Origin of the sequence: Palleronia rufa (genome assembly GCF_000743715.1) — a bacterium.
In the GTDB taxonomy this organism is placed as follows: domain Bacteria; phylum Pseudomonadota; class Alphaproteobacteria; order Rhodobacterales; family Rhodobacteraceae; genus Palleronia; species Palleronia rufa.
Genome location: NZ_JQEY01000008.1, coordinates 113,945 through 137,375 on the forward strand (window position 1 = coordinate 113,945; position 23,431 = coordinate 137,375).

25 protein-coding genes, 2 tRNA genes and 6 pseudogenes are annotated in these 23,431 nt (G+C 66.1%); 17 read left to right on the top strand and 16 right to left on the bottom strand.

Annotation, left to right across the window (positions count from 1 at the left end):
- The first annotated feature begins 64 nt into the window (after positions 1–64).
- From KW83_RS19940 to KW83_RS12010, 3 genes are all read left to right on the top strand, one after another.
- Entirely contained in the window at positions 65–424 is a 360-nt protein-coding gene (locus KW83_RS19940) for a recombinase family protein (RefSeq protein ID WP_081904523.1), read from the top strand.
- A 352-nt stretch (positions 425–776) separates the two neighbouring features.
- Positions 777–1,709: an IS5 family transposase gene (locus KW83_RS12005; protein ID WP_036173704.1), complete on the top strand. Its 933-nt coding sequence runs from the start codon at positions 777–779 to the stop codon at positions 1,707–1,709.
- A 60-nt stretch (positions 1,710–1,769) separates the two neighbouring features.
- A complete protein-coding gene (locus KW83_RS12010; RefSeq protein ID WP_235191416.1) occupies positions 1,770–2,462 on the top strand; it encodes a LysR substrate-binding domain-containing protein in 693 nt (230 codons plus the stop codon).
- On the opposite strand, the gene KW83_RS12015 is transcribed toward KW83_RS12010, so the two are convergent.
- From KW83_RS12015 to KW83_RS21935, 12 genes and pseudogenes are all read right to left on the bottom strand, one after another.
- The gene (locus tag KW83_RS12015; protein ID WP_036178921.1) at positions 2,443–3,375 is read right to left on the bottom strand and encodes an IS5 family transposase; all 933 of its coding nucleotides are present in this window, start codon (positions 3,373–3,375) and stop codon (positions 2,443–2,445) included. The genes KW83_RS12010 and KW83_RS12015 overlap by 20 nt on opposite strands.
- 448 nt (positions 3,376–3,823) lie before the next feature.
- Positions 3,824–3,898, bottom strand: a tRNA-Phe gene (locus KW83_RS12020).
- A gap of 80 nt (positions 3,899–3,978) precedes the next feature.
- Positions 3,979–4,149, bottom strand: coding sequence for a DNA gyrase inhibitor YacG (locus tag KW83_RS12025; protein WP_036178923.1), 171 nt, complete (start codon positions 4,147–4,149; stop codon positions 3,979–3,981).
- 1 nt (position 4,150) lies between these two features.
- Positions 4,151–5,188 carry a ribonuclease E/G gene (locus tag KW83_RS12030; protein WP_036178925.1) on the bottom strand — a complete coding sequence of 346 codons (1,038 nt, stop codon included), beginning with the start codon at positions 5,186–5,188 and terminating at the stop codon, positions 4,151–4,153.
- Positions 5,185–5,760 (bottom strand): Maf family protein, encoded by a 576-nt coding sequence (locus KW83_RS12035; RefSeq protein WP_036178927.1) that lies wholly within the window; start codon positions 5,758–5,760, stop codon positions 5,185–5,187. The genes KW83_RS12030 and KW83_RS12035 overlap by 4 nt, the downstream gene beginning before the upstream one ends.
- 4 nt (positions 5,761–5,764) lie before the next feature.
- Positions 5,765–5,983, bottom strand: a complete 219-nt coding sequence (gene infA, locus KW83_RS12040) for a translation initiation factor IF-1 (RefSeq protein WP_021097168.1) — start codon at positions 5,981–5,983, stop codon at positions 5,765–5,767.
- Between the two features lie 77 nt (positions 5,984–6,060).
- On the bottom strand, positions 6,061–6,522 hold the full coding sequence (locus KW83_RS12045) for a UPF0262 family protein (RefSeq protein ID WP_036178930.1): 462 nt from the start codon (positions 6,520–6,522) through the stop codon (positions 6,061–6,063).
- Between the two features lie 121 nt (positions 6,523–6,643).
- Entirely contained in the window at positions 6,644–7,945 is a 1,302-nt protein-coding gene (gene hisD / locus KW83_RS12050; protein WP_036178932.1) for a histidinol dehydrogenase, read from the bottom strand.
- Between the two features lie 26 nt (positions 7,946–7,971).
- Positions 7,972–8,442, bottom strand: a complete 471-nt coding sequence (locus tag KW83_RS12055; RefSeq protein ID WP_036178933.1) for a DUF2948 family protein — start codon at positions 8,440–8,442, stop codon at positions 7,972–7,974.
- Complete coding sequence (gene murA / locus KW83_RS12060; RefSeq protein WP_036178935.1) at positions 8,439–9,707, bottom strand: UDP-N-acetylglucosamine 1-carboxyvinyltransferase; 1,269 nt, start codon at positions 9,705–9,707, stop codon at positions 8,439–8,441. Before murA ends, KW83_RS12055 begins: the two co-directional genes overlap by 4 nt.
- Before the next feature lie 8 nt (positions 9,708–9,715).
- The gene (locus KW83_RS21175) at positions 9,716–9,913 is read right to left on the bottom strand and encodes a hypothetical protein (RefSeq protein WP_036178955.1); all 198 of its coding nucleotides are present in this window, start codon (positions 9,911–9,913) and stop codon (positions 9,716–9,718) included.
- A 504-nt stretch (positions 9,914–10,417) separates the two neighbouring features.
- Positions 10,418–11,528: pseudogene (locus KW83_RS21935) on the bottom strand (IS3 family transposase); the annotation flags it as partial.
- Positions 11,529–11,865: 337 nt separating this feature from the next.
- On the opposite strand from KW83_RS21935, the gene KW83_RS12075 reads away from it, so the two are divergent.
- A tRNA-Thr gene (locus KW83_RS12075) sits at positions 11,866–11,940 on the top strand.
- Between the two features lie 401 nt (positions 11,941–12,341).
- Positions 12,342–13,270, top strand: a pseudogene (locus KW83_RS19950) (IS630 family transposase); the annotation flags it as partial.
- 24 nt (positions 13,271–13,294) lie between these two features.
- Here KW83_RS19950 and KW83_RS12085 read toward each other — a convergent pair.
- A complete protein-coding gene (locus KW83_RS12085; protein ID WP_036178961.1) occupies positions 13,295–14,266 on the bottom strand; it encodes an IS481 family transposase in 972 nt (323 codons plus the stop codon).
- A 319-nt stretch (positions 14,267–14,585) separates the two neighbouring features.
- Positions 14,586–15,125, bottom strand: coding sequence for an SMI1/KNR4 family protein (locus KW83_RS21940; RefSeq protein ID WP_407667860.1), 540 nt, complete (start codon positions 15,123–15,125; stop codon positions 14,586–14,588).
- Here KW83_RS21940 and KW83_RS12090 point away from each other — a divergent pair.
- Positions 15,110–15,529, top strand: a pseudogene (locus KW83_RS12090) (IS5 family transposase); the annotation flags it as partial. The gene KW83_RS21940 and the pseudogene KW83_RS12090 sit on opposite strands and share 16 nt — an antisense overlap.
- 54 nt (positions 15,530–15,583) lie before the next feature.
- On the opposite strand, the gene KW83_RS12095 reads toward KW83_RS12090, so the two are convergent.
- Together KW83_RS12095 and KW83_RS12100 are read right to left on the bottom strand one after the other, a co-directional pair.
- The gene (locus KW83_RS12095) at positions 15,584–16,516 is read right to left on the bottom strand and encodes an IS5 family transposase (protein WP_036178963.1); all 933 of its coding nucleotides are present in this window, start codon (positions 16,514–16,516) and stop codon (positions 15,584–15,586) included.
- Positions 16,517–16,601: 85 nt separating this feature from the next.
- The gene (locus tag KW83_RS12100) at positions 16,602–16,799 is read right to left on the bottom strand and encodes a hypothetical protein (protein ID WP_036178967.1); all 198 of its coding nucleotides are present in this window, start codon (positions 16,797–16,799) and stop codon (positions 16,602–16,604) included.
- A gap of 9 nt (positions 16,800–16,808) precedes the next feature.
- Here KW83_RS12100 and KW83_RS12105 point away from each other — a divergent pair, with 9 nt between their 5' ends.
- The 11 genes and pseudogenes from KW83_RS12105 to KW83_RS21965 form a co-directional block, all read left to right on the top strand.
- Positions 16,809–18,473, top strand: coding sequence for a transposase domain-containing protein (locus tag KW83_RS12105; RefSeq protein ID WP_036178970.1), 1,665 nt, complete (start codon positions 16,809–16,811; stop codon positions 18,471–18,473).
- A 77-nt stretch (positions 18,474–18,550) separates the two neighbouring features.
- Complete coding sequence (locus KW83_RS12110; protein WP_036178972.1) at positions 18,551–19,309, top strand: ATP-binding protein; 759 nt, start codon at positions 18,551–18,553, stop codon at positions 19,307–19,309.
- A 91-nt stretch (positions 19,310–19,400) separates the two neighbouring features.
- Entirely contained in the window at positions 19,401–19,568 is a 168-nt protein-coding gene (locus KW83_RS20965) for a hypothetical protein (RefSeq protein WP_161785491.1), read from the top strand.
- A complete protein-coding gene (locus tag KW83_RS12115) occupies positions 19,565–19,792 on the top strand; it encodes a hypothetical protein (protein ID WP_036178975.1) in 228 nt (75 codons plus the stop codon). The genes KW83_RS20965 and KW83_RS12115 overlap by 4 nt, the downstream gene beginning before the upstream one ends.
- Before the next feature lie 141 nt (positions 19,793–19,933).
- On the top strand, positions 19,934–20,197 hold the full coding sequence (locus KW83_RS21505) for a phage protein GemA/Gp16 family protein (RefSeq protein WP_235191417.1): 264 nt from the start codon (positions 19,934–19,936) through the stop codon (positions 20,195–20,197).
- A 568-nt stretch (positions 20,198–20,765) separates the two neighbouring features.
- Positions 20,766–21,071, top strand: a pseudogene (locus KW83_RS21945) (helix-turn-helix domain-containing protein); the annotation flags it as partial.
- A 44-nt stretch (positions 21,072–21,115) separates the two neighbouring features.
- A pseudogene (locus KW83_RS21950) lies at positions 21,116–21,232 on the top strand (Mu-like prophage major head subunit gpT family protein); the annotation flags it as partial.
- A gap of 16 nt (positions 21,233–21,248) precedes the next feature.
- Complete coding sequence (locus KW83_RS12125) at positions 21,249–21,725, top strand: Mu-like prophage major head subunit gpT family protein (RefSeq protein ID WP_036178978.1); 477 nt, start codon at positions 21,249–21,251, stop codon at positions 21,723–21,725.
- Positions 21,726–21,761: 36 nt separating this feature from the next.
- Complete coding sequence (locus KW83_RS21955; RefSeq protein WP_407667861.1) at positions 21,762–22,280, top strand: Mu-like prophage major head subunit gpT family protein; 519 nt, start codon at positions 21,762–21,764, stop codon at positions 22,278–22,280.
- A 102-nt stretch (positions 22,281–22,382) separates the two neighbouring features.
- Positions 22,383–22,712 (top strand): annotated as a pseudogene (locus tag KW83_RS21960) (phage protease); the annotation flags it as partial.
- A 216-nt stretch (positions 22,713–22,928) separates the two neighbouring features.
- Positions 22,929–23,431, top strand: a 503-nt coding sequence (locus tag KW83_RS21965; protein ID WP_407667862.1) for a phage protease, incomplete at its 3' end; no start/stop codon positions are given.

Consider the following 23,431-nt stretch of genomic DNA (forward strand, 5'->3'; position numbering starts at 1 on the left):
AGGCTTGGGCCCACATCCTAAAGGTAGAATAGAGCGGTTGCGCTGGCCGCGAAAGGAGGCCCCGATGACTTTCGTTGGTTACGCTCGTATCGGCATGAGCGACGCGGGCACCGCTGCACAGTCCGAAGTGCTTGCCCGCTCTGGCTGTAAGCGCATCTTCGAGGAACCCAACGGCCCTGAGAAACATTTCGCCCGGCCGGCGCCGGCGAAAGCTCTGGCCTATCTCCGCGGTGGCGATGTTTTCGTGGTCTGCCGACGTGATCGGCCAGGATGGTCGCTCTCGGCTCTTGTCGAGACGATCACCGATCTCGCTGCTCAAGGCATCGGAGTCCGCTCACTTGACGGTTCGGTTGATACGACCGGACCCGATGGCGCCCTTGTGCTTCAGACGCTTCATGCCCTCGCGATCTCAAGCGCGAGATGAACCTGGAGCCAACCCAAGGCGGCCTAGCCGCCGCGTGCGCCGGGGGAAAACGTCCCGGGCGACCTCCAAGGATATCGCCAGAGAAGATCCGACAAGCGCACGCTCTCGTCGATCGTGGCTTGAGCAAGGTCGAAGTTTCCCGCCGTCTGGGCGTAGGTCGCGCTTGGTTGCAGCGCGCTCTTCACCCAGCGTCACAGAAGCCGGGAAATTGAACGCGTTGTCCGCGGATCAGTGGGAAGTCTTATCGAGGGCGTGAGCTCGGACGCTCGGGATACCGTCGTCAGCAGGCGTTGTTGCAGAACTCTAGCCGTAAAGGATTCACATCGGGAATTCATGCGCTTAGACGAGCAGCATGAGCAAGCCCAAGCCCGCCCGCTACCGCACGACGAACTGGTCCACCTACAACGATGCGCTCAGGAAGCGCGGGTCGCTGCTGATCTGGCTGGACAAGGAGATGACCTGGCACGCGCCGCATGAGGGACGCCCGGGGCGCCCCCCGGTCTTTTCGAATGCCGCGATACAGTTCTGCCTATCGATCAAGGTTCTGTTCAAGTTGCCGCTCAGACAGACTGCCGGGATGGTCGCCAGTCTGCTGCGACTCGCGGGGCTGGACTGGCCCGTTCCGGACTACTCGACCCTGTGCCGTAGGCAGAAGACCTTGAAGGTTCAGATCCCCTATCGCCGTGCTGGCGGGCCACTGAACCTGCTGGTTGATAGCACCGGCATCAAGTTCCTCGGCGATGGCGAGTGGCAGGCCCGGAAGCATGGCATTCAGGGTCGCCGCCAATGGCGCAAGGTGCATCTGGCGATGGACACCGCCACCTCGGATATCCTGGCCGTCGAGTTCACCCACAGCCGGGAAGGCGACAGCCCCGTCCTGCCGGACCTGTTGGGCCAGATCCCCGAAGACGAAGACATCGGCACCGTGACCGCGGACGGCGCCTACGACACCCGCCGCTGCCACGGCGCCGTCATCGCACGCGGTGGCACGGCAATCATACCCATCCGAAGGAACGGTCGGGCTTGGAAGGAGGACTGTCCGGCTGCCAAGGCACGCAACGAAACCCTGCGCGCCACGCGTCACTACGGTCGGGCGTTTTGGAAGCGGTGGACCGGATACCACGCCCGAAGCCGCGTGGAGGCCAAGATGCGATGCCTGAAGGCCTTCGGCGAGCGCATCGCCGCGAGAGACCCAGACCGCCAGACCGCCGAAATCCACATCCGTGTCGCCCTTATCAATCGCTTCAACGCGCTCGGCACCGCCGAGGTGGTCCGCGTGGCCTGAACCCGAACGGGAAAGGGACACTCACGCCTCAGGCGGCCTTTCTGCAACAAAATCTCCGGCGTGGCCCTTACAGTGGCGGGTGAGCGGTTCTTTCCGGGAGCCGAACGCGTCCTTGCTGCCCATGACGAAACTCTCGCATCGATCAGGCAGGACGGCCTCCGCGGCTCCATCGTCTTCGGCTGCCCCGAGGATTACCTGACCGCCTTCTTTCCCGATCTGCTTAGGCGCTATGGCGCCGTGCACCCAGGTGTCGAGATCGAGGTGATCAGCGCTCCTACCATCGAACTGAGGCCGCTTCTGCAACGCCGCCGCATCGACCTGGCGCTCGTGTCGCAGCCGGGCTCGGCAGGCCCGATCGAGGTCATCCGCCACGAACCGCTGGTCTGGATCGCGTCGACCGACGCACCGACCTTGCTGGAAGAGCCGACGTTGCCGATTGCACTCTCCGCACCTGGGTCCATCGACCATATCGAGGCACGCTGCGCGCTGGACGCAAGTTCCCGTCCCTATCGCGTGTCTCATGCCAGCAACGGGCTCGCCGGCCTGCTTGCCATCGCCCGCTCCGGCCTTGCGATCAGCGTGGCAACCCGCGCTGCAGTGCCCGGCGAACTTTCCATTGTCACCAGGGGATTGCCACCTCTGCCAGAAATCGGCATCTCCCTCGCTTACGCCTCCGTAGGGCTTTGTTGCGCAAAGACCGTAAATCCCGGACTTCCCCTTTCCCCGGACGCACTTATCCCGCAGGCTCTGTGATGGGTATGCCGAGCGCGGTGTAGCCGTTCAGCACGGCGGCGCGGACCTGAAGTTCGGCGACCTGGCGATCGAAGTCGCGCGCCAGGAGGCTCTGCCCCAGTAGCTTCACGCAATGCATCTTCGTCTCGGCGCGGCTCCGGCGGTGGTATCCGCTCCATTTTCGCCAGATGGCGCGGCCGAGGTATCTCGATGCGCGCAGAGCCTCGTTCCGGGCAATGGCGGCTGGGGTTGATGGCTTCCACGGCTTGGCATTCTTGCGCGGCGGTATGACGGCATGGGCGCCGCGGTCGGCGACGGCGTCATGGCACTTGCGCGTATCGTAGGCTCCGTCAGCGRTGATCGATCCGATCTCCACGCCGGCGGGGATCTGGTTGAGCAACTCGGGCAGCATGGGCGCGTCCCCGACGTTGCTTCCGGTGATCTCGATGGCTCGGATCTCCAGCGTSYGTTCRTCGACGCCGATGTGGATCTTGCGCCATAGACGGCGTTTCGCGCCGCCATGCTTGCGGGCGTTCCACTCGCCTTCACCCTCTGCCTTGATGCCGGTGCTGTCGATCAACAGGTTCAGCGGCCCATCTGAGCCGCGGTAGGGAATAGTCACGGACAAGGTCTTCTGGCGCCGGCTCAGTGTGCTGAAGTCGGGCACCGCCCAGTCGAGGCCGACCAGGCGCAGGAGGCTTTCAATGAACCCGGTCGTCTGTCGGAGCGCCATGCCRAAAAGGACTTTCATCGTCAGGCATGTCTGGATCGCGGCGTCGCTATATAACGGCTRCCGGCCTCGCTTGCCGGTCGGCGGCCGCACCCAGACCATGTCCGGATCGAACCAGATCGTCAGGGAACCACGCTGCTTCAGCGCTTCGTTGTAGGCCGGCCAGTTCTTTGTCTTGTAGCTCGGCGGGATCGGTCTGCTCATGCAGGACAGCTACCACGCTGGATTGACGAGATGAATCCCTCACCCAGTCTTTGCGCAACAAAGCCATTGGAAGGCACCAAGACCGCTGAGTGCGAAGTAGCCAGACATGATTCTCAGATGAGAGACCTCATGTGGTACTTGCTTATCAATCCAGTGCACTAGTGAGTCAGTAGGTGCGCGAGTTGCGCCGTCAAGAAAATGCATACCGATTGGCCTACAGTGTATCCCGGGCCGACAATCTCCTCTAGAGGGACCTAGCACAAGGGGAGTTGTAGGGAAAACAGTCGGAATGGTTGACTGGATACGCCTTCGCTCAGGTGTAATCATGTGGAAGCAAACAAGTGAGGGAACCAAGACGCCCCGATACCCGAATGATACCCAGCACAAAAAATCCTATCCCAAGGACGACGACTTGATCGCGCAACGATTTGGTTTCATTCGTAAAAAATGGTGCCCGGGGGCGGAATCGAACCACCGACACGAGGATTTTCAATCCACTGCTCTACCCCTGAGCTACCCGGGCACGGGTGACGGGCGGGCCGTCAGGGTGGCGATGTCTTAGACCCGTGCCGGTAGGGCGTCCAGAGGGGCGCGGGAAAAATCTCAACGCGGCGGGGTGTCGCCGGTCGTGTCCTCGTCCCATTCCTCGGGCTCATGGGCAGGCACGGCGTAGGCGCCGGACAGCCATTTGCCCAAGTCGATGTCGGCGCAGCGGCGAGAGCAGAAAGGGCGGTATCTCGGGTCGGTTTTGCGGGCGCAGATCGGACAGGACATTTCAGCCTCGCAGGATCAGATGCAGGGGATAGCGCTCGCGCTTGCGCTGGAGCTCGAAATGACCCAGCGGCGTCCAGCCGGCCAGGACGGTGTCCACCGCGTCGGCGCGGAACGCGGCGCGCAGGACCTGCTCGATCGTGCGGCGTTCCTTCTTCGGGGCGGGCGCCATGTCGATCGTGATCTGACCGCCCAGACCGCGGCAGCGCAACTGGGCGGGCAGGGCGCGCGCGCAGGCGATGTCAGCGGCCAGACCGGCGGCCAGGGACGTGTCGGCGCCGGTGTTCACGTCGATGGCCACGAGCGCGCGCGTCGGCTCCACGCTGATCCAGTGCCCCTTGGGCAGATCCACCCGCGGATGCCCGAGCGCGTCGATCATGTCGTCGATGCCGTGGAGGGCGAAGTTTCCGGTATCGGAGAAAAGCGCATCCGGCAGGCTCCAGTCCCGCCAAGCGAGCATGTGCGGATCCGGCCCGTCGAACAGGAGTTCGGGGTCATCCCCGTTGTCGGCGGCGACCCGGGCGGCCAGGTCGAGCATCGCGGCGATGTCCGTCGCGACCTCCTCCGGGTCGGCCTCTTCCGCGGATGAGCGCAGGATCAGCCCCGGACCGTCCGCAGGTGCGGCAATGTCGTGAGCGAGTTCCAGCAGCCGTTCGCGGGTGTCGTCGTCCTTGATCCGGCGAGAGACGTTGTAGCCCGGCTTGCCGGGCGTCGCGATGGCGTGGCGCGACTTGAACAGCAGGTCGGCGGTGACGGGCACGGCCTTGCCCGGCTCGGAGAAGCCGGTCACCTGGACCAGGAGGCTCTCACCGGCGGCAAGGCCTCGGGCCTGGCGCAGGAAGGCGCGGTCGTCTCCGGGCAGGCGCAGGGTGACGCCGCCCTGGCCCTTCAATGGCCGATCGACGCACGCGCGATAGACGGAACCCGGAACCGGCACGTCCTGGGGCGGGGACACGAACAGGTCGTCCAGCATCCCGTCACGCACCCGCGCCGCGGCGGGGCGGCCATCGATCTGGTCGAGATGGACGGTGACGCCCTTCACCGCCCCCCCCAGACCGGCACGCCCGCGGCCGCAAGAAGGCCCGCGGTCTCGGCCAGGGGAAGGCCGACGATGGCCGAGAACGATCCGCCGATCCAGGGCACGAAGGCGCCCGCCGGTCCCTGGATGCCGTAACCGCCGGCCTTGCCATCCCAGTCGCCGGTGGCGATGTAACCGTCGATTTCCCGAGGCGAAAGCTGTTTCATGCGCACCACGCTGTCGACCACCCGCCGCCAGGAGCGGGCGGCGGTGCGCACCGCAACGGCCGTATGGACCCGGTGGCGCCGGCCCGACAGCGCCGCCAGAAAGGCGCGCGCCTCATCCGGACCGGCAGGCTTGCCCAGGATACGCCGTCCGAGCGCGACGGTGGTGTCTGCGCAAAGCAGCACGTCGCCCCCCGCCACGGTCAAAGCCGCGGCCTTTTCGCCGGCCATGCGCGCGCAGTAATCGCGCGGACGCTCGCCCGCGGCCGGTGTCTCATCTATGTCGGGCGCGCGCACCGCGTCGGGAACAAGGCCCAGCTGGGCCAGAAGCTCCAGCCGCCGGGGCGATCCGGAACCCAGAATCAGCCGGATCGGTTCACTTGAAGCGGTAATTGATCCGACCCTTGGTGAGATCGTAGGGCGTCATCTCAACCTGAACGCGGTCGCCCGCCAGAACGCGGATGCGGTTCTTGCGCATCTTTCCCGCCGTATGTGCGATGATCTCATGGCCGTTCTCCAGCTCGACCCTGAACGTCGCATTCGGCAGGAGTTCCTTTACGACGCCGGGAAATTCGAGCAGTTCTTCCTTGGCCATGGTCACTCCGTTGTTGCCATCCGCCAATCGGCGGACAGCAGGTAGATGATCCCAAACAGGCCGGAAATCAAGGCGGATCAGGAGGTGTCGGTCATGGCGCAGATCAGGGTGAACAGCCGTCTCGCGGTCTTGTCGTCGATCTCTGCATGATCGGCGAGACGCTCCATCAACTGGCGCGCCGCTTCGCCGTGCATGGCGCGGCGGGCGGCGTCCACCTCTTCGATCCGGGCGGGGGGCAGGGTCTTGACGGCCTCGCTATAGGCCTCGCAGACGGCACGGTAGTCCCGCGCGGCCTCCGACAAGGCGCCGAGAGCGGCGTGGAAGCTGCCTGACCGTCCATCCACGTCCTGCCAGTCGAAGACCGCGCGGCCGTTCACCATGCCGAGTCGCAACCGATAGGGACCGGTGGCGTCGCCCAGCACCCGGAAACTGTTGCCTTCCTGCAAGTCGAATACCGCGACCCGTCGTTCCTGTTCGAGTTCCGGGGACGGGACCGGCAGTCCGGTATCATCCACCTCGATATGACTCAGATAACTCATCGGCGTTTCACCCTCATGTGACAGGTGCGCCTCCCTTGGCTCCTAGTTAGACACTGATCCGACAATGTCGAGAGAGTGAAACGCTCCTTTTGGGCAGGTCCGGAAGTCCGTTCGGTCAGGCTCACTCGTTCAGGCGATCCAGGCGGGCGCGAACGCTCAATCCGTGCGCCTCCAGGCCTTCCGAGCGGGCCAGCGTCTCCGCGGCGGGGCCGATGTCCTTCAGCGCCGCCGGGGTCATGCGCGCGATGGTGCTGCGCTTGAGGAAATCCATGACCGACAGCCCGGACGAAAACCGGGCCGAGCGGGCGGTCGGGAGCACGTGATTCGGTCCGCCGACGTAGTCTCCGATGGCTTCCGGCGTCCAGCGGCCGACGAAGATGGCACCCGCGTGACGCACCCGGTCGGCCAGACCTTCCGCGTCGTCCACGCAGAGCTCCAGATGTTCGGGAGCGAGCCGGTCCGACAGGGCCACGGCCTCATCCAGGTCGCGGACCGTGACGATCGCGCCATGGTCCGCCCAGCTTCGCCCCGCGATGGCGCGCCGGTCGAGCGTTTCCAGCCGCGCGTTCACGGCGCCCGAGACCGCGCGGCCGAAGCCCGCGTCGGTGGTCACCAGGATCGCTCGCGCGCTTTCGTCGTGCTCGGCCTGGCTGAGCAGGTCCAGCGCGATCCAGTCGGGGTCGTTGTCGCCATCGGCGATGACAAGGATCTCGGACGGGCCGGCGATCATGTCGATGCCCACGCGGCCGAACACGCGGCGTTTGGCGGCCGCGACATAGGCGTTGCCGGGGCCGGTGATCTTGTCCACAGGCGCCACCGTTTCGGTCCCGAAGGCCAGCGCGGCGATCGCCTGGGCGCCGCCGATGCGATAGATCCGGTCCACGCCCGACAGTCTGGCGGCAAGCAGGACCAGCGGATTGACCCGGCCATCCGGCGTGGGCGCCGTGACCACAAGCCGGTCCACACCCGCGACCCGCGCCGGGATCGCGTTCATCAGCACGGAGGACGGATAGGATGCCAGCCCGCCCGGCACGTAGAGTCCCGCCGCCTCCACCGCCGTCCAGCGCCAGCCGAGCGTCGCACCGGCGGCGTCGGTCCATTGCTCGTCCTGCGGCAGCTGCCGATCGTGATAGGCGCGGATCCGGGCGGCGGCGCGTTCCAGCGCGTCGCGTTCGGCCGGCGGCACCAGATCGATCTGCGCGTCGATCTCATCGTCGGTAAAGGCCAGCCTGTCCGCGGTCAGATGAAACCTGTCGAAGCGCCGGGTGAGATCGCACAGGGCGGCATCGCCCCGCGCGCGGACCTCGTCGATGATCGCTGCCACGGCGGCGTCCACCTCGGGGCTGTCCTCTCGCCTGCCGCCCAGAAGGGCGGCGAAGCGGCGCTCGAAATCGGCATCGGTCGTGGACAGGAACAGCGGCATGGATCGGGATCCGGAAGGTACTGGCGTCAGTCGCCGTGGGACGGGATCTTGCCCGTGGGCGCGCGGTACGGCTGCGTCACATCGCGCAGCGAAACCTCCAGCGCTTCGACATCCAGCGCGATGGCCCCGTCGCCGGCCAGTGTCAGCACGACCCGCCCCGTCCCATCCTCACCAGGTTCCAGGTGGATCGACAGCAGCGACAGCACGATGTCGCGGTCGGTCCGGTCGATGCCCTGCGTGCGCACCTCCATCACGTCCTCGATGGCGAGCACGCTCTGGACCCGTTCGATGTCCTCTTCCGCGGCGACGCGCCGGTCCTCTCTGCGCACCCGGTTGAGCAACAGGCCGAAGCGCCGCTCCCGCCGGTCCCAGGCCATCTCGGTAATCGGGAACACCGCATCCTGGGTCAGCGCAGAGATCACTTGCAGGTCGTCCGCATCCATCGCCCGCAGCCGGAGCGGCGCGCCGCGGGCATCCTCGAACCGCGCATCGCTCATGTGCCGCTGACCCTTTCGATACGGGCGCCGACCGCGCCCAGTTTCTGTTCCACATGCTCATAGCCGCGGTCCAGGTGATAGACCCGGTTCACCAGCGTCTCTCCTTCCGCGGCCAGACCGGCCAGGATCAGCGACACCGACGCGCGCAGATCCGTCGCCATCACCGGCGCGCCCTTCAGCCGCTCGACGCCGCGCACGGTGGCGGTTCCACCGTGAACCTCGATCCGCGCGCCCATGCGCGCCAGTTCCGGAGCATGCATGAAGCGGTTCTCGAAGATCGTCTCATGCAGGGTCGACGTGCCGTCCGCCGTGCACAAAAGCGCCATGATCTGGGCCTGCAGGTCGGTGGGAAAGCCGGGAAAGGGGCGGGTTTCCACGTCCATCGCCCGCACCCGTCCGTTCCGGCGCGCCACATGCACGCCGCGGTCGGTCTGTTCGACAAAAATACCCGCCGCGTCCAGCTTTTCGCAAAAGGCGCCGATCAGGCCGATGTCGCCGCCAAGGCAGGTCACCTCACCGCCGCAGATCGCGGGCGCCAGCATATAGGTGCCCAGCTCGATCCGGTCGGCGACGACGGGGTGGGTGGCGCCGTCCAGCCGGTCCACGCCCTCCACGGTGATGGTGCCGGTCGCCTCACCGTCGATGCGCGCGCCCATGCGGCGCAGGCAGCGGGCCAGATCCACGATCTCCGGCTCCCGGGCCGCGTTCTCTATGACGGTCGTGCCTTTCGCCAGGGTCGCGGCCATCAGCACGTTCTCGGTCGCGCCGACCGACACCAGCGGAAAGGTGACCTTGCCGCCCCTGAGCCCGCCGGGCGCCGTGGCATGGACGTAGCCATCGCGCAATTCCAGCTTCGCGCCCAGAGCCTCCAGCGCGGTCAGGTGCAGATCCACGGGACGTGCGCCGATGGCGCATCCGCCCGGCAGCGACACGGTGGCGTGACCGTCCCGCGCCAGCATCGGCCCCAGGACAAGGATCGAGGCGCGCATCTTCCGCACGATGTCGTAATCGGCCACGTGATTGTCGAGCGCGTGGCTCGACAGGGTCAGCACGCGGCCCTCCTGCATCGACGTGATCTCGGTGCCCAGGGACCGCAGCAACGTCGTCATGGTGGCAATGTCGGACAGGCGCGGCGCGTTGGTCAGCGTCAGCGGCGCATCCGTGAGCAGCGTTGCCGGCATCAGCGTCAGGCAGGCGTTCTTCGCGCCTGCGATGGGGATGTCTCCGCTCAGCGGCGTGCCACCCGTGACAACGATCGAATCCATGGGAGGTCCTACTGCTCCGTGCGGTCGGCCTTGGTCGCGGCCCTCTTGCGGGCCTGTGCCTTGCGTCGCGCGATATTCGCCTTGAGCGCGGCCTTCAACCGCTCGTTCCGGCTGTCGGCGCCTGAGTCCTTGTCGCGGTTCTTGCCCCTGTCGGCCATGGCGTGGACATAGAGCACCGCCGCCGCGCGGTCCAGCAGCGCCGGCAAATCCGTCGTCCCCCGACCTGGATGAGGCGTCCGATGTCTTCAGCGGGTCCAAACGATGGGCAATAGGGTCGATGGAACCGGCCGGCGGCTGTCCCGGTCCCGATCTGCTTTCCTGGTCATCGATGCGCTCGGGCAGGCCTTGCAAGAGCGCGGACTTGGCCGTGCAGCGCGATCCCGAGGTGCGACAGATGGCGCCACGGTCCGCCGAGCGGAGGCGGGCTTTGGACTGTCGTCCTCGATTGGTCGCTACCACGATCAGCGCGCGCGACCCGTCATTGGCCCGCCCAGAGCGAAGGTCACCAGCACCGTTGGCCATAGCAGGACTGGCGCCATCGTGGACCTCAAGGGAAAGAGACCCGTCAATGGGCTGGGTCTACGGTCGCCGGCTTCTTCACCCGATCTGTTATGTCCCCACCCCCAGAGTTGACAGGCCTCTCAGCGCCACGGGCGCAGGTCTGACCGAAGGTCCCCGAGTGGTCTTGCCCCCGTTTCACCGGACACTCGGGCGGTTGCGATTTGAGCTGCGATGAACGCGCGTGATGAGCGCATCCTCGGTAGCGGGTGCGGGTGGTTGTCGTTGTCGTCGTCGCACCACTCTGCGATCGGTCCGGGGACGGTCGCTTCGTCGGGCACCGGCGTGATGCGGGCGTGATCGCGCTTTGGCGTCGTCACGGATGCCTCGGCTATCCCGTTGCTCCGCGTGCAGCGGGGTTTTCGGGCCGATTTGGCGGCCGGGGATGCGGGTGTCCCTGGCGATGTCGGGCGCGCCGTTGCCGGTGAGCATCTCGACGGGATTTGGCGTCTTGCCGGCCGCGAACCGTCGCTCGACCGCCTCCGGCATCATGTCGCGGATGTCCGATGCCGGCATTCACCACGGCCCGCCGAAAGACGATCTTGCGGTCGAACGCATCCATGACGAAGGCGCCGCAGACGACATCGCGGTGCCAGCGGGCGATCTCGAACCCGTCCGACCGCCGGCGGATGCTCGAGCGCATCGTGACCGCTTCGCCCGCCTGGGTGGGTTCCGGCCGCTCTGTGGATCCGCGGGCCGGCTCGATGCGATGAACGCGTGTGGTGCACGGGCGCAGCGCCTTCGGTCCGGAGCCGCCAGTGGTCGCTCGGTCCGGTGGCGCAACCACCGGCACCGCCGCCGGTATCCGCAGGTCGGCTGCGCGGCGATCGGCGGCACCGCCTCGCGCGTCGCGATGGCGCCGACGCGGCTCTGCGCTTCCCTTCGGATCATGCGGATCGGCGCGGGAAACACCGAAGCGCCCGGCGACGCTCATCGGGAACGGTCCTTCGGCCGGTGCGCCGCACGCGCGCGCCACGTCGGTTTTCCTGAGCGCGACGTGCCGAGCGCCTTCTCGGGGCTCTCGACGTCGCGGGTCTTTCGCCCCGGTCGGCGCGCCGACCCGCGAATGCGATCCGCACCTGCCGGACGGCGCGGTTGCCTGTGGCGTCACCGTCTCCGGACAGGGCCAGGGCCCCTCCCTCCAGACGCCGCCGACGATACGGCAGGTCGGGCGCCAAACCGCTGCGACGCGACGACCGGGATGCTGGCGGCCTCGTCCCGCGCCTCCTCGACGACCCGCCGCGTCCCGGACGACGTCCCGCGATGATGATGTCACGGTCAGACACACGCACGTGCCTGGGGCTCTCCCCAACCCTCCATGGTCCTGCCTGTGGGTCCGGTCGAAAAGGGGACCGGTTCAGGGAGGCCCATCAACAGCCTCCCACGGAACACCCGGTGCTCCAAAAAACAGCGCAGGCCACTTGCGTGGTAGGCGGCGAAAGTCTAGAGACCCGCACCGAAGATGCTGTGGTAGCTCAGTGGGAGAGCACACCCTTGGTAAGGGGAAGCTCCGGGCGCAGAGGCGGCTGAAACTAAAGGGCTTTTCCAGAGCCCGCTTGCATCGGGGTAACGCCCGGGATAGCTATCTGGAAAACAGCGGGCTGCTGTAGCTCAGAGGTAGAGCACTCCCTTGGTAAGGGAGAGGTCGAGAGTTCAATTCTCTCCAGCAGCACCATCTCACACTTTTTTGAAGATAACCCGCCTAACACCTTGAAAGGCGGTTTTTGGAGTTCCATACACGCCCTCTGGCGTGAATGACAGGGGCTGAGAAAAAGCCAGTCTCAGCACTGTTTGGCGAACCGCATAGCTCCCGTTTCTGTATATATCCCAAGGCCTTGAGAGGAATCGTAGGGAGAGTTCAATACACTCTTCAAATTTGCCCGCATTTGGCAGCGGCTGATCGGCCTTCTCGGCAATAGCGAACTTCTCGCGCTCCAGCTTCTCGATCTTCGATTCTATCGCCTTGATGACCGTTGGGTTCCTAGAGCGGGATGAAATCAGCCTGAATCGATAGAGGATTCACAGGCCTGCATTTTGGTGATTCACTGTTGCCGACCACAAGATGGAGGGCGAGTAGTGGGTAGAGCACTTTCAATGGACCTTCGAGAGAGGGCAATGGCGCGGCTGTTGGGGGGCGAGAGCGTGCGTCAGGTCGCAGCGGTCCTGGATGTGGCTCCGTCCAGTGTTGTGAAGTGGTCGCAGCGTTTGCGTGCGACCGGGAGTTGCGCTCCGGCAGGGACAGGCGGCCACCCGCCACGCAAGATTGCAGGCGGGCATGAGGCGTGGCTTCTGGAGCGGATAACGGAGCCGTTCACACTGCGCGGACTGGTGGTGGAACTGGCCGAGCGCGGGCTCAAGGTCGACTACCGCACCGTCTGGGCCTTCGTGCGCCGCACGGGCTACTCGTTCAAAAAAAGACCCAACTCGCCGAGGAGCAGAACCGCCCCGACGTGAGCCGCCGCCGTGTGCGCTGGAAGCGGCACCAGGGCCGGATCGACCCCCGTCGTCTCGTGTTCATTGATGAAACCTGGGCCAAGACCAACATGGCCCCGCTGCGCGGCTGGGCTCCCAGAGGTGAACGCCTGATCGGGCGGGCCCCGCATGGTCACTGGCGCACCATGACCTTTATCGCAGCGCTGCGTCATGATCGGATCGACGCGCCCTTTGTTTTGGACGGTCCCGTCAACGGCGAAGCGTTCCGGGCTTATGTCGCGCACGTGCTCGTCCCAACCCTGCGCCCGGGCGATGTGGTGGTTATGGACAATCTGGGCAGCCACAAAGGGCAAGCCGTGCGGCAGGCGATCCGTAACGCGAAAGCGCATCTACTTTTTCTGCCGCCCTACAGCCCCGACCTGAACCCGATTGAACAGGTCTTCTCGAAGCTCAAACACATGCTCCGCAACGCAGCCGAGCGCACAATGGAGGCAACGTGGCGCAGGATCGGGACACTGCTCGACCGCTTCAGCCCACAGGAGTGCGCGAACTACCTCGCCAATACTGGATACGCTTCAAGCTTATCTCATCATGCTCTAGTTGTCAGATCCCGCTTGATTGTATGGCCGCTTTTTGAAGAGCCTTGGCTTTTGGCGATGCCAGTCCTTGAGGGCGTCGATAGGCGTTCTGCCCTTCAGGACGGATTGCGGGAGCTGGCCGTTGTAGAGGCGGACATAGCGCAGGATCGTCTGCTCAAGGTCCTCGCCTGATCGGAAGCGATGACTCTGCAGGACGTCCTCGATCCGCCCGTTGAAGCGCTCCACCATGCCGTTGGTTTGCGGCCGCATCGGTGGTGCGAGGCGATGCTCGATCCCGAGGTCGGCACAGAGGCGGTCGAACTCGTGGTTGCCCGTGGCCGCGCGCTTGCGCAGGCCGAACAGCCGGTCGGTGAACTCCTTGCCGTTGTCGGTGAGAACACGTGTGATCTTCATCGGCGCGGCGCGCTCCAGGTCACGCAGGAAGCGGCGCGCGTTGGCGGCCGTCTTCGCTGGGTAGATGCGGACGAAGACCCATCGGGTCGCACGGTCAATCGCCACGAAGAGGTAGCGTCGCCGCTGCTCGTCCGGCATCTGCGGCAGGTATTTCACGTCGACATGCAGATAGCCGGGCTCATAGGCCCTGAAAGGCTTGTGCGCAGGCTTCGGCGCCTTTGGTGTGAGGTCGCGGAGCTTGCTCACCCCATGTCGCCGCAAACAGCGATCCAGCCCGGAGCGCGAGACGTTCGGGTTCAGGAACTCGCGAACGACGGACAGCAGGTCGTCGAGCGGCAACAGCAGAGCCTTCCGCAACGCTACGGCAACCGCCTCCTGGGCAGGGGTCAGCGTCGTCTGCAGCCTGTGCGCGGTGTGGCTGTGGTCGTGAACGCCATCCCGCTTGCGCCACTTCCAGACCGTCTGTTCGGAGATGCTGTAGCGCTCCGCAACCATCCACGCCGGCTCATCGCTCGCCTGCATCGCAGCTCTGATCCTGGGTGTCGTCGTCGCCTGCTTGTGAAGAGAGATCAGCATGATCGTCCCCCATCCCGAACCTCACGCAGAAACGACCTTGCCATGAAGAGCGCAGACCGGCGAGAGTCTATGTGATCGTCCGGGACTGAACACGTAGTTCAAACCGATTGCGTCGTAGATCTCAGTCATTTTTGGTTCCACTTGAATGGCAAGCTTTGATTTCTGCGTATTTGAATGGCTCTATTGAAAGTTTTTTTGCATTCTTCAGTTGGGGTAAATGGCTGTTGTTTGTACTTAAGGGTAGGGAATCAATGTGTTCGCGACATCCAGCAATTTCGCTCGCAGAAGAATGGGAAAGCACCACGGATACACCAGCGGATTAATAAAGAGGAGCGGCTGTTCCTGAAGGTTTGAATGAAATACTCATCGATGGTAGGAAATCAGATATATCGTGAGGCTCATTAATAGTGTTAGCTTGAAATGCCTCATAATACTTTAACATTCCCTGAAGAAGAGTCTTGAGGTCAGGGGCTACAATCGATCGATGTTCCCAATCATGGTAAAACGCGATTACTTGACCTTTGGTGCCTGTATGAACCCCGTGAAGATCAACAACCAAACTGTCACCACCTCCGTTCTGAAAGATTGGAACCCATGCTTGATGCCAAAAGTTTTCCTGCTCGAATTCGTACCCAATCATTCTATCCAACTCAGCTTTGTCTCTGAGCACGTTTGAAAGTGGGACAAACTGCATGTTGTTGACGAAAGATGTGAAAGTGGATGGATCTTGTCCATCGCGCCAAAGGTAAATTTTTCGAACGGCATACGGCAGAGTTATTTGGCTCTGTTGCACAAACCCGGTGAGGGATTCATGTCGTGAGTCCAGCGTGGTAGCTGGACGACATGAGCAGACCCACACCGCCAACCTACACGACCAGGAACTGGCCGGCCTATAATGAAGCGCTCAAGCGCCGTGGCTCGCTGACGATCTGGTTTGACCCAGAGATGATCTGGGATGCTGCGCCGACCGGCAAACGCGGCCGACAGCCAACCTACAGCGATACCGCCATCCAGACATGCCTGACGATGAAGGTTCTGTTTGGCATGGCGTTGCGCCAGACGACCGGGTTCGTCGAGAGCCTGTTGCGTCTGATCGGTTTGAACTGGGCGGTGCCCGACTTCAGCACGCTATCGCGCCGCCAGAAAACGCTGGCCGTGAACATCCCGTATCGTGGCTCCAACGGCCCAGTGCATCTCCTGATCGATAGCACGGGCATCAAGGTCGAGGGTGAAGGCGAGTGGAACGCACGCAAGCATGGTGGGGGCCTTGTTGCGCAAAGACCGTAAATCCCGGACTTCCCCTTTTCCCGGACGCACTTATCCCGCAGGCTCTGTGATGGGTATGCCGAGCGCGGTGTAGCCGTTCAGCACGGCGGCGCGGATCTGAAGTTCGGCGACCTGGCGATCGAAGTCGCGCGCCAGGAGGCTCTGCCCCAGTAGCTTCACGCAATGCATCTTCGTCTCGGCGCGGCTCCGGCGGTGGTATCCGCTCCATTTTCGCCAGATGGCGCGGCCGAGGTATCTCGATGCGCGCAGAGCCTCGTTCCGGGCAATGGCGGCTGGGGTTGATGGCTTCCACGGCTTGGCATTCTTGCGCGGCGGTATGACGGCATGGGCGCCGCGGTCGGCGACGGCGTCATGGCACTTGCGCGTATCGTAGGCTCCGTCAGCGGTGATCGATCCGATCTCCACGCCGGCGGGGATCTGGTTGAGCAACTCGGGCAGCATGGGCGCGTCCCCGACGTTGCTTCCGGTGATCTCGATGGCTCGGATCTCCAGCGTCTGTTCGTCGACGCCGATGTGGATCTTGCGCCATAGACGGCGTTTCGCGCCGCCATGCTTGCGGGCGTTCCACTCGCCTTCACCCTCTGCCTTGATGCCGGTGCTGTCGATCAACAGGTTCAGCGGCCCATCTGAGCCGCGGTAGGGAATAGTCACGGACAAGGYCTTCTGGCGCCGGCTCAGTGTGCTGAAGTCGGGCACCGCCCAGTCGAGGCCGACCAGGCGCAGGAGGCTTTCAATGAACCCGGTCGTCTGTCGGAGCGCCATGCCRAAAAGGACTTTCATCGTCAGGCATGTCTGGATCGCGGCGTCGCTATATAACGGCTGCCGGCCTCGCTTGCCGGTCGGCGGCGGCACCCAGACCATGTCCGGATCGAACCAGATCGTCAGGGAACCACGCTGCTTCAGCGCTTCGTTGTAGGCCGGCCAGTTCTTTGTCTTGTAGCTCGGCGGGATCGGTCTGCTCATGCAGGACAGCTACCACGCTGGATTCACGAGATGAATCCCTCACCCAGTCTTTGCGCAACAAAGCCCATCAGAATGGCTAAGGCGCTCAGCTATCCATACCGGAACCGGCATCGGCAACGGCGGTCATGCCGAAACCGTTCGCCTTGCCGACCTTCCCCAGCCGGAGCGTCGGGCGTATCTCGACCGCTAGGCCGAAGATGCCGGAGTCGAGCCGGGCGCGCATGACGACACTGCCCATATCGAGCTGTTGAAGGCGCCCTTGAAGGCGCAGGAGAGAGCGCATGACAGCGCCGTGAAGCTCCTGTTCATCGTGAAGCGGGAGAGCGTCGACCTGACCTGGCCGGAGATCGAGGAAGCCGGCCGGAAGACCTTCGGAGCCTTCCCATCGCGCAACACGGTGAAGGACTGGAAGCGCCGGACAGACGGCATCGCGCCCGCGAACTGGGCGCCCGCGCTGGCGCCGAGCTGGTCGGGCGGCGGCGTCGGCGATCCGGTCTCGGCCGAGGCTATGGCTCGGATGCTGGACCTGATGAAGCTGTCGGGCAAGAACCGGAGCGGCTGGTCGCTCAAGCACGCGCATCGGATGGTCGCCGAGGAGGCCGCGCGCAAAGGCTGGGACTGGCCGAAGCTGCACACGGTACGGCGGCACTGGAACGCCCTCGACCCGAACGAACGGCTCTTCGCCACGCTCGGAGAAGAGCGGTTCACTGACCGCATTCACATGCACCAACCCCAGCACAGCGGGAGCATGGCTGCGATGGATGCCGTCCACGGCGACGGCCGCGAGTTCAAGGTGCGGGTCCGCTGGCCGGATGGATCGGTCGGGTGCCCCTGGGTGGTCGCCCTGGTGGATTACGCCAGCCGCAGGACCGTCGGATGGGCCATCGGCCGATCCGAGAACGCCGAGGTCACGGAAGCGGCCATCGTCAAGATGTGCGACGAAGCCGTCCGGCCCGTCACCCTCACCTTTGACAACGGGAGCGCCTTCAACAGCAAACGGATCGCCGGCGGGCAGCGTCCATTCTTCCGCACGTCGCAGACGCGCGACGGCTATTGGGACGTGCCGGGCGTGCTGCAAATCCTCGGGATCGAGCTGCGCAATACCGGCGTTGCCGCCAAGCGCTCGAACTTGCAGGAAAATGTCTGGTCCCATCTCAGCCGCAGCGTGGACAACCACCCGGCTTTCCACGGGGCGCAGCGGCCCGGCCCGAACGATCCGGAAGTGCCGGGCGCACACGCCATTGACCTGGAAGACTTCGAGGCATGTATCGCGCACGGCATCGCCGATCTGAACGCCGAGACGTGCAACCGCGTCCAAAGCCTTCGCAAGGGCGAAAGCCGCGATGCGGCGTTCGAGCGCCTGTTGTCCGACGCGGCGAGGCAGCGAACGATGACGCCGCTGATGCGCCGCCAGCTCTCGATGATCTGGAAGCGCAAGACGGTGCGCGAGAACGGTCGCATCCACTTCGATGACGGGATCTTCGGCGACCAGAGCACACAAGCGGCGATGCTGCGCCACGCCCGGAGACAGGTCCTCATCGGGATCGACCCGCGAAACTACGACGCTGGCGCGATGGTCTGCCATTGGGAGGACGAGCGCAAGCGTGGCCGACTGATCCTCGACCACCTGCCGCAGGTTCAGCCGACCGCGCACGGTAGCGAGGAAGGACGCCGCACCGCCCTCGCGGAGAAAAACCGGGTGCGCAAGCTGACGCGGAAGCTCCAGCTGTCCGATCCGGACGGCCTGGCACAAGGCGTGCGTGCGGATCTCCGCAATCGCACCGTCCTCAGCCCGCCGCCCGTCAGGCCGAGCGGTGTCGTGGACCTCGCAGCCGGGACGGCCGGCGCGCTCACGATGCCCGAGGCACCGGATCCCGACCGGATCGACCGGAAGGTCATGGAAGCGAAGCTCAAGAATTACGACCGCGCGACGGCCCGCCAGGCGGCGTCGAAGTGAGATCGCCGGAGCGGCGGTGACGCACCGCCCGGGCGCGATGAAGCGGGCCGCAAGGCCCACCAACACAGGAGAAACCAGTGTCAGGTAACGTCCATCGGTTCAAGTCCGAGCCGCCTCCGGCGCCGGGCGGTTTCGTGGAAACCGACACGGCACGGGCCATCTTGCGCGCGCTGCATCGTGCGCGCGCGAAGGAGAAGATGACGCTGATTGCCGGCGCGCCCGGCATCGGCAAGTCGCGTGCACTCCACCGTTTCCACGACGAAGCCCCCGACATGCTCATCCATTCGGCGATCAGCGGGGAGGGCGGCGTCTACAACGTCGCACGCGCGCTCTGCGGGATGCTCGACCTCCGTCCGCCCAAGCCCTCGGACCTGAGTGAGACCCGGCGTCGGCTGGCCGAGGCCATCGGAGCCGGCGGCTTCGTCGCGATAGACGAGGCGCAATACCTGGTGCAGCGCAACCCGAAGGGCCGCGACGACACGGCCGCGCTCGAATGGGTGCGCGCCCTGTCGGAGGAAGGATGCTTCGGCGTGGCGTTGGTCGGGGACATGTCTCTCGTTCACGCGATTGCCGAGCTTCCGCAGCTCGACCGCAGGACGCATCCCCGCGTCGTCGTCCCGGTTAGCGAAGCCTCCGACGTTGCCGCGTTCTGCGCGGCGCGTGGGCTGACGGAGAAGCGGGTGATCGACCGGATCGCAACCAAGGCCCGGCGCTTCGGGGGTCTCGGCTATGTCGCTGAAATCCTGTCCGATGCGCGCGACTTCAGCGATACCGGCGTTCCGTCCGCAGAGGACTTCTACGCCGCGATGCAGATGTTCGAGGAGGGATGCCGCTGATGGCCGAGACAATGCAGTCACGATCCGCCTTACTTTCACAGAGGCGAATGAACTTCGGGAGCGACTTGTCCGCGCCACGGACGTCGCGACGATGCTCAGCCGGTCATTCGTATCGTGGGAAGATCAACTGGACGACGATGCGGCCGCGGGCCTCGCTCTTCTGCGCCGCCTCGCGAACGCCATCGGATCGAACCTCACCTCGGTCTGGGAGATCCTTGACCAGGCTGCGGGCGAGGATGAACCGGGAGGCATCCAATGACCCGGCGTGCTGACCGGGACCAGGCGGATCGGCTGAACGACCTTCACCTGGCGCTGTACGACGCGGCCTGTGTCTTCGACGCACTCGGCCGGGGCGATCTGGACGAAGGCGAGGCTCTGGCGATTGCGCGCCTGGCCAGCCAGGCGATCCGGCGGATCGCGGAGACGGATGGGGAAGCCGCGGTGCTCTACGGCGGCGGCCAGGCCGGAAAGGACGCGCCATGAGCATCGCCAAGCGGCAGATCGCGCTGCTGCATGTCGCGAAAGGCAAGCTCGACCTGTCGGAAGAGCACGACCGCGCGACCTTGGTCCACATGGCGGGTGTGACCAGATCCACGGCCCGACCAGGACGGGTTCGACGCGATCATGGGGGTCCTCGCGTGGATGGGGCTCCGGCCCCTGGTGAAGACCGGCCCGAACGGCGGCGACCGGCCCGGCATGGCGCGCTTCGCGCAGCTCGAACCGATCCGCGTCCTGTGGGCCGAATGGACCAAGGGCGCGGGCACGGCGGACGGACTGAACACGTGGATCGAACGAACCTTCCACGCGTCGAGCCTGCGGTTCCTCACGAAGGGCCAGGGTCAGAAGGCGATCACGGCCTTGAAGGCGATGAAGGCCCGCGCGGCCTGACCGGGTGCGTCCGGAACGGGGAGAAGGGCGGCGGTCGGCCAGATCGTCGCCCTTCGACGTTTTCGTTAGAGGCGCTGAGCGGCCCTCTGCGCGCCATCTTCTCCATTCGGCCCCCCGGGTCCTGAAACCCGAGTTGGCCACACAGACCCCTTCAACCTGTTTCAACAATCGAAGTCCGGGGCGGTGGCCCGGTGCGTTCGCGGTCTGCCGTTGAAATCGGGGGGCGAAAGGGGTATTTTCACCCCGACGCGCCCGAACCGGACGGAGTACCGGCCCTGTGCCGGAAGGGATACGTTCCGCCCCTCCAGGCGCGTCATGCGCCGTCTCTTGATTTCGGTCGTCACCCGTCGCAGAGTTTCGGCGCGGCCGAACCGGACGGAGCGCCGGCTCTGTGCCGGGAGGGACCTTTCCGCCCCTCCGGACGCGCCCCCGACACCTGTCGGCGGAGACATGTGTCGGCCGATGCCACATACCTCCGGGCATATATCCGGACCCCTCCGCCCTTCCCATCCCGAGCTGCGCCGAAGCGCGGTCCATGGGCTTCGACATCCCTGGGCTGATCCCCGCCATGGAGGCGGAGCTGGGCGTCGAGACGTGCCGCACACGCCGGGTCCGGCACGCCGGCCAGCGCGTCGATCTTCCCCGGACCGACCGAGCCCGGCCGGACGACCCGCATGCGACCGCCATCCTCTGGCTGAGCGACCGGCCGGGCTTCGGCCAGCTCTTCGTCCCGCTCGGCCCCGCCCGGCGCAACATCCGCGCCGCCCGGGCGGTGCTGCGCACCAGCCGGAACGGCCACAGCACCGACCGGATCGCCTCTGCCCTGGGCATCGACACCCGGACCGTCACCCGCTACCGCGCGCGGCTTCGCGCCCACGGCCATGACCTCACCCCCACCACCGACAGGACCCCACGACGATCGTCAACAGCCAGAACCTCGACCTCGCCTTCAAGGGCTTCAAGACCGTCTATACCGACGCCTACACCAAGGCCCCCGTCACCTGGGACAAGATCGCCATGACCGTGCCCTCGGCCGTGCGAGAGGAGACCTATGGCTGGCTCGGCCAGTTCCCGCAGATGCGCGAATGGCCGGGCGGCGGGCGCCCGGGACATCGAGGCCCGTTCCCACACCATCGTGAACCGCAAGTTCGAGAGCACGGTCAACATCCGGCGCGAGGACGTCTCCGGCCGCCTGGGCATCTTCGAGCCGATGATCGCCGGGACGGCCCACACCGCGCGGCTGCCGCCCGAAGAGCCCCTCTACGGCCTGCTGGAACCCGGAGCCTCGGCGCTCTGCCATGACGGTCAGGCGGTCTTCGACGCCGATCGCCCGACCGTGGATGCGGACCGTCGGCAATTGCGATGGCGGCACGTCCGGCACGCCGGGTCCGGCCTGGTATCTCTTCGACACGCCCGCGCCATGGAGCATCGCCAGGCGGCAGATCGCGCTGCTGCATGTCGCCAGAGGCAAGCTCGACCTGTCGGAAGAGCACGCCCCGCGCGACGCGCGTTCACATGGCGGGTGTGACCGGATCCACGGCTCGACCGGGAGGGCTTCGACGCGATCAACCGCCCCGGCGATGCGCATGTCTTCATGACCGGCGAATTCCTCTGCGGCGTCCGCGCGCGGGTCAACGCGGGCTTCGGGCCGCGGCATCTCGGCTTCGCCTCGAAGGCCCCGCGCACGGGTCCGGAACGACGTCTCCGCCCGCACCGCGATGAGGCGCCCGCGCGGCAAGGGCCGCATCCCGGGCGTCCCGCCGAACACCGTGGTCGTCCCGCCGGAGCTGGAAGACGGCGCGCTGCACATCCTCGATACCGAGATGACCGAGACCGGCGGGAGATGGAGGACCGCGCCCGCGATGCCGGGGCCGGGGTCGGGGTCGGGTGGATCCGGTTCCACCCCCGCAAGGCGACGGCCGAGCCGGTCGTGACGCCGTTCCCGGCGGGCCGACCATGGCCGGCCGGACCGCCATCCGCCAAGCGCAGCGCCTGCCGGACGGCACGGCGCGGACCCGGCCCGTCCACCTCATCCCGGTCGGCGCGTCTCCCGTGCCGCCCTACCAATAGAGCCAAGACGTGACCGATACGCCCGATCCGATGACTAAGGCCCTCGCCGCTCTGGATGAGGCCGCAGCCGCGCTGGCCACCGCTCGCGCCGCTCTTGCATCCGCCCTTGAAGGGGATGTTCAACGCCCCCGAAACACTCCGTTCAAGCCGCCCGCCACAACGCCCGAGGAGCACCGGCGCGAACATCGCTCCGGCAAGCCGTGCCGGGCGGCGCGACCGGACGGACGATCCGGCCGCGGTCATCCGGCGCACCCGCGACCGGGGTGTGGACCCGTCCGTGGACCATGCGCACCCCTCGGCCCACCTCGCGCTTCGCAAGAACGGGCCGGTCCCGGCCGCGGGCCGGATCGGGGAACCGGTCGCCGGGCCGGACGGGCTATGGGGCCGTGTCGAGTGGACGGCACGGGCGCGCGCGACGATCCCCGCGCGGGAGGACCGCTGCCCGAGCCCCGTCTCCACCCCCGCCCCGCAGCAAGATCCCGCGCGTCGAGGGCGCGGGTCCGGTCCGCGAACCGAACCTCGAACTCACCGCCCTGTCCCGCCAGGAGGCCACGATGAACGAACCCGACCCCGCCACCGACCCGACCGACCTCGCCCGGATCGCCGCCGCCCCCGGCCCGGGGATGCAGACATCGACGCGATCCGCGCCGCCCCGGACGGGATGACAGCCGAGAACCGCGCCGCTCCGGACCCGGCCCGCTCCGCGCCCGTCGCAGCCGTCGCCGAGCTGATGCGCGCCCATCGCGACCGGTCCGCCAGCATGTCCGACCGGGAAGCCGAGGCCCGCGTGGACGCGGCAACCGTCGCGGGCCACATCACGCCCGCGATGCGCGATTGGAGGCGCTCCGCCGTCGGTCGCCCGACAGTTTCGACGAGTTCCTCTCATCCTCGGCCGCGCCGTTCGCGAAGCTGTCCGAACCGCAGCACCGGCCGCGCCCGCGCGCATCCGGCCCGGCGCATACCGACGCCGGCCCCGCCGCGCCCGTCCCGAACCTGTCCGAGCCGCAGCGCCGGCCGCGCCCGCGCGCCGCGGCTGACCGCCGCGGCCCCCGACGGATCCGGCGCACGGCCTGCGGCCCTCCCCGCCGTGGCCGACGCCGCCGCCGCGCCCGCGCGCACCCCGCGCGGCTCAGGTCGCTGCCCGCCCCGCCGCGACCTGCCGCC

Excerpts from the sequence above, each read along its gene's own strand:
- KW83_RS20965 (WP_161785491.1), top strand. The coding sequence starts at position 19,401 with ATGCTCAGCCGGTCATTCGTATCGTGGGAAGATCAACTGGACGACGAT.
- KW83_RS12100 (WP_036178967.1), bottom strand. The coding sequence starts at position 16,799 with ATGCGCTCTCTCCTGCGCCTTCAAGGGCGCCTTCAACAGCTCGATATG.
- murA (WP_036178935.1), bottom strand. The coding sequence starts at position 9,707 with ATGGATTCGATCGTTGTCACGGGTGGCACGCCGCTGAGCGGAGACATC.
- KW83_RS12005 (WP_036173704.1), top strand. The coding sequence starts at position 777 with ATGAGCAAGCCCAAGCCCGCCCGCTACCGCACGACGAACTGGTCCACC.
- KW83_RS12045 (WP_036178930.1), bottom strand. The coding sequence starts at position 6,522 with ATGAGTTATCTGAGTCATATCGAGGTGGATGATACCGGACTGCCGGTC.
- KW83_RS12085 (WP_036178961.1), bottom strand. The coding sequence starts at position 14,266 with ATGCTGATCTCTCTTCACAAGCAGGCGACGACGACACCCAGGATCAGA.
- infA (WP_021097168.1), bottom strand. The coding sequence starts at position 5,983 with ATGGCCAAGGAAGAACTGCTCGAATTTCCCGGCGTCGTAAAGGAACTC.
- KW83_RS21505 (WP_235191417.1), top strand. The coding sequence starts at position 19,934 with ATGGGGGTCCTCGCGTGGATGGGGCTCCGGCCCCTGGTGAAGACCGGC.
- hisD (WP_036178932.1), bottom strand. The coding sequence starts at position 7,945 with ATGCCGCTGTTCCTGTCCACGACCGATGCCGATTTCGAGCGCCGCTTC.
- KW83_RS12125 (WP_036178978.1), top strand. The coding sequence starts at position 21,249 with ATGGCTGGCTCGGCCAGTTCCCGCAGATGCGCGAATGGCCGGGCGGCG.
- KW83_RS12025 (WP_036178923.1), bottom strand. The coding sequence starts at position 4,149 with ATGTCCTGTCCGATCTGCGCCCGCAAAACCGACCCGAGATACCGCCCT.
- KW83_RS12115 (WP_036178975.1), top strand. The coding sequence starts at position 19,565 with ATGACCCGGCGTGCTGACCGGGACCAGGCGGATCGGCTGAACGACCTT.
- KW83_RS12055 (WP_036178933.1), bottom strand. The coding sequence starts at position 8,442 with ATGAGCGATGCGCGGTTCGAGGATGCCCGCGGCGCGCCGCTCCGGCTG.
- KW83_RS19940 (WP_081904523.1), top strand. The coding sequence starts at position 65 with ATGACTTTCGTTGGTTACGCTCGTATCGGCATGAGCGACGCGGGCACC.